The sequence below is a fragment of the uncultured Nostoc sp. genome (assembly GCF_964245445.1).
GTDB lineage: Bacteria > Cyanobacteriota > Cyanobacteriia > Cyanobacteriales > Nostocaceae > Nostoc.
This window is the reverse complement of record NZ_CAXTNE010000279.1, coordinates 1-9,780: the sequence shown is the minus strand read 5'-3', so window position 1 is coordinate 9,780 and position 9,780 is coordinate 1. Positions and strand designations below refer to the sequence as shown.

Below are 9,780 nucleotides of genomic sequence, written 5' to 3'. Positions count from 1 at the left end.
TTTTGAGATTTTTGCACAGATACAGTAATCGTAAGTGATTCACCGGACTTGATATAACTCTGTCATGGGGGTGCGCTTTGGATGTTGCGAATATAGCCAACTCACTTGTGCAGGACTAAGAACTGGATTCTTGCAAAAAGTTGCTTTTTTTTCGGAATTGAGAATTCTCAATTGGTATCACCTTAAGGAGTTTTAATTTTACCGAAAGAAAATTGATGTTCACTAGTCAACAGTTGATTTATTTAATTGTCGTCGGGTTGTTTCCCATCGGGACGCAAGCTGCAATCGCTCAATCAACTGCAAATATTCCCACACCAACTAATAGCTCAAAAAGCCAGCAAATAATGTTTAAACCACCACCAAGTAAAGGTCAGCCAAAATCTACATCATCAGCAGGGTCGCGTGGTGATTTGCAATGTCCTCAAGATGCAACATCCACTGCTCTATCCAACCAGCCCCCTTTGATACCCCTTGTGCCCTCTGACAGCAACTTTGGGCTTACGACAGCAGAGCATCCGACATTTTTGGTATATCTCCCGCCAACATCTGCCAAGCAAGTAATCTTAAGCTTAATAGCAGAAGACAATCAAGTTTATTCCCAAACCTTCATTCCAATCAAAGGTGAACCTGGGATTATTAGCCTCAAGTCAGTGGACAGCACACCTCCTCTAGAAGTAGGCAAAAATTATCAGTGGGCTGTAGTCTTAGTATGCAATGAAAAACCTGGCCCTAACGATCCGGTAGTCACCTCATGGGTACGCCGTGTAGCTTTACCTCAGCTTGAGAATTATCAGAAGGTAGACCTCAAGCAGGCAAATGCTTACAGTCAACAAGGAATTTGGTACGATGCTGTGATTACCCTAGCTCGAATTAGAAATACTCAACCTGACAATCAAGCCGTAGCAAATATTTGGACTAACTTCCTCAAGTCTGTGGGATTAGATGCGATCGCTACTCAACCGCTGCGATTGGAGAAATAATTATCCCAACATACGCTGGTTCTGTGTAATTTTCTAACTTAGATGCGATCGCTATTCAACCACTGCGATTGCAGAAATAGCTAACTGTTTTTCTCGCAACTGTTGCTCAATCAAAATTTGACGTTCTTGGCTTTCTGACTGCTTAAGGTATTCAATCGCAATTGCCCCCGCCAGAGGATAATCTTGACACATTTCTAAAAGTAGTGCCAAAGTTTGGTGAAATTGAAATCTTTCGAGTTGCTTGTAAGTAATTAACTCTAAAACGACTGCTGATACTAAAAACACTAGCAGTGAAGGCATGATAGGTATCCACCAGCCTAAGCAAAAGGCTAAAAAACCAACCCCTACAAGCCCAGCACCGACAAAGATAATACTAGCCGCGATCACAATTGAAGACTTCAAATATCGGCTGATGACCGCTCCTAATCCCGCCCAGACTAAAATCCACAGCCATTCTATAGGGTCTTGCCAAACACGAAGCAAAGGTCTGTTATCGAGAGTAGCACTAATGATTTGACTGATATGGCATGAAGAGTTACCCCAGTCATCGGTTGAGCAGAATTCAATAGACGACTGCTGTAAGGTGTGTAAAGTACATCTTTAATGCTTTCGGCAGTAGTACCGATCAGAACTATGCGATCGCGTAACCTATCAAAAGTAATACGTTTGTGCAATACATCTCTTAAAGAAAAGGTAGTAAAATTTTGCTGATTTCCTCTAAAGTTCAACAAAATCTGATAACCTCCAGAATCAGCACGAACGTAGCTGCCATCATTGCCCTCAAACCTTTCAAAGACTGCTTTCCCCCAACGCATCCGCTGACGTTGGGGATCATTGTCAATTGGTTCTGGGTTTATCCCTTCGGACTTGAGATAGTGTTGTGCCAACTTCAACGCCAAACTGTAGCGCACTTCATTTTTCGGAAGGTCTACTGACAATAACGCACGACGCACCTTACCATCTGCATCTGTCACTTGATCGGCAAAGCCTACTCTTTCTTGGTTGAGAGTCGGAGGAGGTGCAATAGTACTAGTTTTGTTATTGACGACGACTTTTTCAATTCCATATAAGTTAGGAGTTGATTGGAAGATTTTAACCAAGTCCTGATGCCCGGGTTCTACAGGTAAATCTCGATAAACATCTAAACCAATTGCTCTAGGCTTTTGGGCTTTAATATTAGCAATTGCCTCAGCTAAAACCCGATCTGGTATAGGCCATTTTCCCACTTTTTTGATATCTTCTTCATCAATAGTCACAATCGCTATTCGCTTCTCTGGTGACTCTAACGACAACCGCCAGCGAAAAAACTGATCGAGCATATTCCACTCGCTACCTTGTAGTAACCCAGCAAAACGCAGCAGCAGCATAGGTGCAGTCACACAGATCGCAATCCGTGGTATCCAACTCCAACCAATTCGATGCCGCAAAACTTGTTGCTTGGCTTTTTGTCTAGCTTGTGCCAAAAGTTTACTAGCTTGTGCTAAGGCTTGCAGTGACGTTTGGGCTTGGCGTTTGGCTAAGTCTTGACTAGCAACTAAAAATTGATAATCTAAATCGCCAAGGCTTTTACCTAATGCCCAAGTTAAAGTATTCTGTAAAGCTTGTCCTCGCAACAAGTAAGATTCATCTTGGCAAGCTGAGGCTGACCAAAGAGCGATCGCTTCTGTATAAGGCCGTAACTGTGCTAATTTACGGTCAACCCAAGTTTGGTTGAACACAGCTTCGTAAATACGGTTATATACCTTGAGCTTGCCTTGTCGTTCGACTACTAAACCTGAGAGTCGTAATTCGATTTGCTCAGGAGTGCGATCGGCAGGAATTTCTCCATGCTGTAAAATCTGCTGGTATAACTCTAATAATCTAGCTGTGCGTTTTTCATTTCTATATAGGATGCGATCGCGAATCGTCCTCAAATGCTCAGGTTCATCTTGAGCTTCCCAATTTTCAACAATACGCGACTTTACTACTTGCTCAATAGATGAAAATCTTTGAGAAGTTGACTCTAAAACAAGCAACCGACACAGCTTTTGTGTAAGAAACGGTTGTCCACCTGTCCATTCTAATATCTGCATTAAAACCGTTTCAGGGTTAGTCACCCTGCCTTGCAAACCATCTGTTAATGGTTGCACTTCATCAAGCTGAAATCCTTGCAGTTCAATTGCTTTGCCAATATTAAATGGTGTCTGGGTCTTATTTTGAATTAGTTCATTGGGATTTGCCACTCCTAATAGTGCAAAAGTCAAACGCCTATATTCATCACAAACTTCTCGTTGCTGAAAGAAAAATTTAATTAAAGCGAAAAAATCATCCAATGAGAAATTCTGACTCAAAACTCGATCTATTTCATCGATAAAAATAACTATATTTTGCTTAACCTCTACTAATAGTACTTCTTCAATAAATTGATTCAAGCACTGCACCGATGAGAGCAAATCCCGCCGCTCACGCCACCAAGTTCGCCATTGGATTTTTGAGTTCAGTTGGCAACTACTCACCAAAGATTGGACAATTCCCGCATACCACTTTTCTAGAGTTACATCCTGCGTACCCATCCCTGTCAGATCGATAAAAACACAGATTACCCCTTCTGCTTGCAGCCTTTGCATAGTCCGCACTCGCAAGCTAGACTTGCCCATCTGTCGAGAGTTTAGTACATAACAAAACTGACCCGCTTTTAACTGTTCATAAAATTCCAAATCAGCTTGTCGTTTCACATAGCTAGGAGCGCTACTCTCAAGACTACCTCCAATTTGATATTCAAAGTTTGACTTAGCTGTTGTCATTAAGACTATTCATTCCTCAATAAAATTCATAAATAGATTTTAGTCATATACGAGAGAACTTTCACTATTAGCTATAGGTTAGAAACTTATGATGGTTTAGGAAACAGTAAGTTTTGGCTTCGAGATAACGTAGAGATTATGTTACATCTGCGATGCCAATGGATAGCTGTAAGTTGGGACAATTTTTGTGATATTTTTAATTCTTTCCTTGACCATAGCAGTGCTTGAACACTTTTATACATCAACTCTCCGACAGGCTGTCTTATGTAGTAATTAATACTTAGTATTAAAACTCTATTATTACTAAATTAACTGTTAATAATCTTTTTGAGATAGCTCATCAAGATTAATTGTCGTGTTCTTCAGTAGATTTTCTGTTAACAAAATAACGTTCTATTTAAATGTATGTTTTAGTGTAGGCGTAGCCCGCCGTTGGCGTTCGCGCAGCGTGTCGCAGACAAGCCTCTCGTAGAGAAAGCATCGCTCATTTAAAGTCCAACTTCAGAAAATCGCGTTGCTCCCGATAGTACCCCACGGGCGGCGCACCATCGGTTATGAATGAGGCAAACACTTTTTCTTCCCCTACACCCCACACCCCAAACCAACGGGGCTTGGTCAATCCAAAATTGTTTCACCTGATTTTAGCCTATCTTTTCATACTTACTAAACTACTTCAGCCTACAAATACCTGATTTTTCCCCATTGTCCTATTGGTAATTTTGTAGGAATCTAAATTTTAGTAAACCGAGTTTTCCATAAACCAAAGGTTTCTAGTAGTTGTATTTATTGTCACTCTAGTTTTTGATACACGAGAAAGCGACCCCTAAGGAGGGGTACTTAATATGCGGCTTTTTATTAACACAAAATATTCTAAATAAACAGAGGCTAAGTACTTATGAGTAACTTAACATTCTCGGATACTAAAGCTAGTAACACAAGTAAAACATCGCGTTCTACAAATGATACGGTACATAATTATCTACAAGAAATTGGACGGATACCTCTTTTAACTCAGGAGCAAGAAATTTTATTATCTCAACAAATTCAGCAGATGATGACAATAATTGCTGAATCAGAAAAACTTGCTGTTGAATTAAAGCGTACACCTACAGTGCAAGAATGCGCGAATCAGATGCAGTTAAGCGAACAGGAGTTACTTCAACAGCTAAATCAAGGCAAAAAAGCCAAGGAGAAAATGATAGCAGCTAATCTCCGGCTTGTGGTGTCAGTTGCCAAGAAATATCAGAAACGTAACCTAGAGCTTATGGACTTAATTCAGGAAGGTACTCTGGGTTTAAGTAGAGGGATTGATAAATTTAATCCGGCTTTAGGATACAGGTTTTCAACCTATGCGTACTGGTGGATTCGGCAAGCAATTACCAGAGCGCTTGCCCAACAAGGACGCATAATCCGATTACCTATTCATATCCATGATAAGTTAAACAAAATTAAGCGTATCCAGCAAGAGTTATCTCAAAAATTGGGTCACATTCCTACTAGTGTAGAAATTGCTAATGCACTTTCTTTAAAGCCGAGTCAGGTTCAACACTATATGCTTTTGGCTCGTCAAACTACCTCCCTTGACATCCGAATTGGGGTAGAAAATGAAACCTTATTACAAGATTTAATAGAAGATTGCATATATTCTGATGATTACCATCCCACTGAGGAATTTGTCAATCAAGACGTTGAAATTTTACTGTCAAATCTATTTCCCCAACAACAAGAAGTATTAACTTTATACTTTGGTTTGATAGACGGACATGAACTTTCTCTAGAACAAATTGGTCAGCGTATGGGTATTAGTCGAGAACGAGTCCGACAGATAAAAAAACAAGCTCTAAACTTTTTACAGCAACGGTTAACTAAATCAGAGGCTAATTATAGGGTAAATCTCAAGACTGGTAAGCAGGTGAAAAGGCGACGATAGGTAATGAGTAATGGGGAAGAAAAATACATTCCAATCACTAATTACTAATTACTAATCACCAATCACCAATTACTAATTACCGTAAAATCCCCTGGCTAAAGGGCGGCGGAAGAACTTAAAGCAGTTACTCAAATATAAGCAAAGCAGGATTATGGCAATAATTATAGGTACAGATGGGGACGACACTTTAGTTGGAACTGTTAGGGATGACAGATTTATTGCCAGCGCAGGTGATGATACTATTACTGGTGGAAATGGTTTCGATACTATTGATTACAGTGACTTAGGACAACCTGTAACAATTCGACCAGAAGTTATTCAAAAAGGTGCTGTCGGGAGTGACATTTTTAAAGATTTTTTTGAAGCTGTCATTGGTGCTACTGGACAGGCTAACAGTATTGATGCAACTACTGATAGTACAAATGTATCACTGGTAGCTGACTTATCTAAAGAAAGACTAGAAATTAGAGTTGTGGGTTCACCGCCAATAGTAGTCAAGGTGAAGAATTTTGTCAATGTAATTGGTACAAATCAAAAAGACACTATTACTGGTAATGCTAAAGATAATGAATTATCTGGCAGTGGTGGCAATGACATTATCAGAGGCAGTGCAGGCAACGATACCTTAGATGGTGGAGATGGTATTGATACGGCTGATTACAACAAAATTAGTGTCAGTTCTACCATTTTAATTAATGGAATTCTTCAAAAAGGTAGTGGGCTAGGTACAGATTTCCTTATCAATTTTGAAAATCTTGTTGTTGATGCTAGTGCTGCAAATAACACTATAGATGCCTCAATCCCTTTTTTTGGGTCTGATGTATCAGTCAATGCCAACCTTGAAACTCAAAGTTTCGTAATAAATAATCTTCCTAATGGAAATACAGCTAAGTTTACATTTATCAACTTTGATAACGTCAGAGGTACAAATCAAGGTGACACCATTGTTGGAGATAGACAAAATAACCAGTTATTCGGCAATGGCGGTAATGATACAGTTTCTGGTGGCGGTGGCAATGACCTACTCGCCGGTGGAAATGGTAGCGACATTCTCACTGGTGGACTAGGTGCAGATAAATTTGTTTTCACCAGTGTATTAGATGGTGTTGACATTATCAAAGACCTCAAGGTTGTTGAAGGTGACATAATCCAGATTTCTCAAGCAGGGTTTGGTGCTACAGGAATTAGCGATTTCAGTTACAATCCCCTAAATGGTTCTTTGTTTTTCCAAGAATCTAGATTTGCCATTATTGAAAATAAACCTATTGGTTTTCAACCGAGTCTAGACATTCAACTAGTGTAATACCAATTCACACCTAATGTGAATTAGAAAAAAGGCGGGAGAAGTAAGAAGATGAAAGTTACCAGCTTTTCAACTCAGACTTCCCCCATGATTAGCATAGACTTTGGAACGCTATTAACAACAATTTTTGTAGTGGTAGATGATTGGTATAAAAAACAAGTAAAAAGCATAACAATAAGCAAACCAGGAGTCATTTAAGCAAATACAAAATAGGTATGTCATTACCTGTAAAAATAAATAGATTAGGAGCGAAAAATGAAACTTTACTATCGCGGTCTTACTTATGAATATAACTCAAAAGAAGTAGCTAAAAAAGCAATACGACCATTTGCACCAGTTCTTCATCAAGGTTCTGCTTATAACTTGATTTATCGTGGACTAACCTATCATGTTGACCCGAATATCAAGCCTCTGGAAATCTCTACACCGCCAGTTACTTATCAATTAATTTATCGGGGAATCGCCTATTTTGTGGAGAGAACACATACAGGAGAAGTTTTTACAACACTCTCTCAACCTGTTAATACTACGCGATCCCAAACTTTACGCCGAAACCTTGCTAGGATATTTAAAATCTTAGTTCGCTGAACAAGACGCCTCACCTCACAACCCTAAATTTTATTGTCAACTCCGTTCACCTATCTTCTTACAATTGTATTCATCACCTCAATCAGCAGCAGTCACAGCCTTGAAACGAGGACTCGCCAATTTGTGAAAACTGAACTTAAGTTCGGTTGAGACTTGGTTGCACAGATAGGTAGTGACTATCATTTCGTCAGAGCAAACACTCAACTCTGGGTTGGCGACAAAGCTGCATTAGTTTTATAAGCTGAAGACATAACGTGACCGAGTGAGGTTCAACCATGTAATCACTTTATGCCACAAGAAATCCTTTTGACTAATGCATCCGATGAATCAAGATACTAGTTGAAATCATCTGTTTATTCCACCCTCACCACGCGATCGCTACCAGGGAAAACTTAATGCTCCTGTCGTGCTTGTGAAATATGGAAATTACCAGTGTCTTCAGTGTGGGGAAGTGTATCGATTGATTCAAACAGTTCAGCAATATTTCGATCTGGTGTTTTCCCAAGAGAATCAGGTGTGTAGTCTTTTTTCCCGGCTTTTACAAGAAATATCCAAACGAGTGCATATTGATCGCATCAATCAAGACATCGAAAGTGGATACCAAAGTGGAGTCACGGTTGCCCCGGCACTGTTTATTAATAGAGTTCGCTATACCGAACGCTGGAACATCGAGCAGTTGAAGGCGGCCATTAATCACCACTATTTTCTGGGATGGATTTTCTAAGTTTGGGTAGTTTTATCTTCAAAAACAAAGGATGTTGAGTCAAATGGCAAATCGTAATGGTACGACAGGTGCAGATGTAATTTTCGGCACTAAAAATGATGATTTCATTAAAGGTTTTTCAGGTGGTGATGTTATAGGTTCTCTAGGTGGTAATGACACGGTAGAGGCAGGTAGTGGGGATGATATTGTCGGCACGTCTGATGGAAATGACAGCGTGCAAGGCGGAAGTGGAACTGATTTTCTTGAAGGTGGTCCTGGAAACGATTTAATAGATGGAGGTGCTGATAACGACAACGTACTTGGTGAAGATGGAGATGATATCCTGTTTGGCAAAGCGGGAAATGACAATCTCCTCGGTGACGGTTTTGATTCTGTCGGATTAGGTAATGACACGATTTATGGAGGAGCTGGGAACGATCGAATATTTGGTGGCTTGGGTGCAGATAGAGTATTTGGAGGAAGTGGCGAAGATATCGTTGCCGGAGAGGGTGACGATGATTTTGTAAGTGGCGGTGATGGGAATGATCAAGTTATTGGCGCTGAGGGAAACGATTTAGTCTTTGGTGATAACGGTAACGACTTGGTGATTGGTAGCTCAGGAAATGATCTCGTGTTTGGGGGTTCTGGAAATGACACTTTATTTGGAATAACACCTAATTATCCTGAAGTATCAGGACCTCCTCAAGGATTAGGACAAGGTGAGGTTGACTTTTTAACTGGTGGTACAGGTAGAGACAGATTTGTCTTAGGAGGAATAATTGCAGGTGATACGAAATCCGTTTTCTATAATGACGAAGATATTTCCAGTGCTGGAACCAGTGACTATGCTGTCATTACAGATTTTCGATGCAACGACACTATTCAACTAACTGGTGAGGCGAAAGATTATTCCCTTGGTGTATCTCCACAGGGTTTACAGTCAGGAACGGGTATCTTTCTCAAGGATAGTACAACTCAGGAGTTGATTGGGATTGTTGCAAACGTTTTGCCGGAAAATCTCAGTCTAAACAACACTAGCCAGTTTAGTTTTATTTAACTATCAATAAACAAGGTGATCGATGGCAAGGTTGTAAGTGCAGCAGGCGTTACTGCTGCCGATGACGGCGTGCAAGTTGCTGCACTTTTGCATGGCGATCGCGTGGCGCAGGAGATTCAACTGCAAATTCAATATGCGCCTGAACCTCCATTTAACAGTGGTACACCCGCAAGTGCACCGCCTGAGATTTTAGCAGCGGCTCGATCGGCGAATCGAGAGATTACAGAAGCTCGGTTGACGACGGCAAAACGCATTGCCGCAAGGCTAGGAGTCGTTACTGAGAACAGGCAGGTTGACTGATAAACACATACCATGACTTTCAATCAGACCAAGGAGATGCAAAAACGGGGTGTCGAAGTGACATAAGGGACTTCCAACTAAAAAAATATCCCATCGCTTTGGTGAGCTATTCTTGAGCAGGGGAGGCAGGGGAGGC

General features: G+C 40.5%; 10 protein-coding genes. 7 read left to right on the top strand and 3 right to left on the bottom strand.

Features of this window, described 5'->3' with window-relative positions; all coding sequences use genetic code 11:
- Nucleotides 1-215: 215 nt before the first annotated feature.
- Complete coding sequence (locus ACFE90_RS31445) at nt 216-980, top strand: DUF928 domain-containing protein (protein WP_375506256.1); 765 nt, start codon at nt 216-218, stop codon at nt 978-980.
- 51 nt (nt 981-1,031) lie between these two features.
- Here the strand turns inward: ACFE90_RS31445 and ACFE90_RS31440 are convergent, their stop codons facing one another.
- The 3 genes from ACFE90_RS31440 to ACFE90_RS31430 all read right to left on the bottom strand — a co-directional run bounded on the left by ACFE90_RS31440 (nt 1,032) and on the right by ACFE90_RS31430 (nt 4,382).
- Nucleotides 1,032-1,463 (bottom strand): hypothetical protein, encoded by a 432-nt coding sequence (locus ACFE90_RS31440; protein ID WP_375506255.1) that lies wholly within the window; start codon nt 1,461-1,463, stop codon nt 1,032-1,034.
- The gene (locus tag ACFE90_RS31435) at nt 1,436-3,763 is read right to left on the bottom strand and encodes a CHASE2 domain-containing protein (protein WP_375506254.1); all 2,328 of its coding nucleotides are present in this window, start codon (nt 3,761-3,763) and stop codon (nt 1,436-1,438) included. The genes ACFE90_RS31440 and ACFE90_RS31435 overlap by 28 nt, the downstream gene beginning before the upstream one ends.
- Nucleotides 3,764-4,247: 484 nt before the next feature.
- Complete coding sequence (locus tag ACFE90_RS31430; protein WP_375506253.1) at nt 4,248-4,382, bottom strand: hypothetical protein; 135 nt, start codon at nt 4,380-4,382, stop codon at nt 4,248-4,250.
- A 276-nt stretch (nt 4,383-4,658) separates the two neighbouring features.
- On the opposite strand from ACFE90_RS31430, the gene ACFE90_RS31425 reads away from it, so the two are divergent.
- The 6 genes from ACFE90_RS31425 (at nt 4,659) to ACFE90_RS31400 (ending at nt 9,644) form a co-directional block, all read left to right on the top strand.
- The gene (locus ACFE90_RS31425; protein ID WP_375506252.1) at nt 4,659-5,693 is read left to right on the top strand and encodes an RNA polymerase sigma factor, RpoD/SigA family; all 1,035 of its coding nucleotides are present in this window, start codon (nt 4,659-4,661) and stop codon (nt 5,691-5,693) included.
- Between the two features lie 151 nt (nt 5,694-5,844).
- Nucleotides 5,845-6,996 carry a hypothetical protein gene (locus ACFE90_RS31420; RefSeq protein ID WP_375506251.1) on the top strand — a complete coding sequence of 384 codons (1,152 nt, stop codon included), beginning with the start codon at nt 5,845-5,847 and terminating at the stop codon, nt 6,994-6,996.
- Nucleotides 6,997-7,251: 255 nt separating this feature from the next.
- Nucleotides 7,252-7,584, top strand: a complete 333-nt coding sequence (locus tag ACFE90_RS31415) for a DUF4278 domain-containing protein (RefSeq protein WP_375506250.1) — start codon at nt 7,252-7,254, stop codon at nt 7,582-7,584.
- Between the two features lie 451 nt (nt 7,585-8,035).
- Nucleotides 8,036-8,308: a DsbA family protein gene (locus ACFE90_RS31410; protein WP_375506249.1), complete on the top strand. Its 273-nt coding sequence runs from the start codon at nt 8,036-8,038 to the stop codon at nt 8,306-8,308.
- A 43-nt stretch (nt 8,309-8,351) separates the two neighbouring features.
- On the top strand, nt 8,352-9,344 hold the full coding sequence (locus ACFE90_RS31405; RefSeq protein ID WP_375506248.1) for a calcium-binding protein: 993 nt from the start codon (nt 8,352-8,354) through the stop codon (nt 9,342-9,344).
- Between the two features lie 15 nt (nt 9,345-9,359).
- Nucleotides 9,360-9,644, top strand: coding sequence for a hypothetical protein (locus ACFE90_RS31400; RefSeq protein ID WP_375506247.1), 285 nt, complete (start codon nt 9,360-9,362; stop codon nt 9,642-9,644).
- The last annotated feature ends 136 nt before the right edge of the window (nt 9,645-9,780 follow it).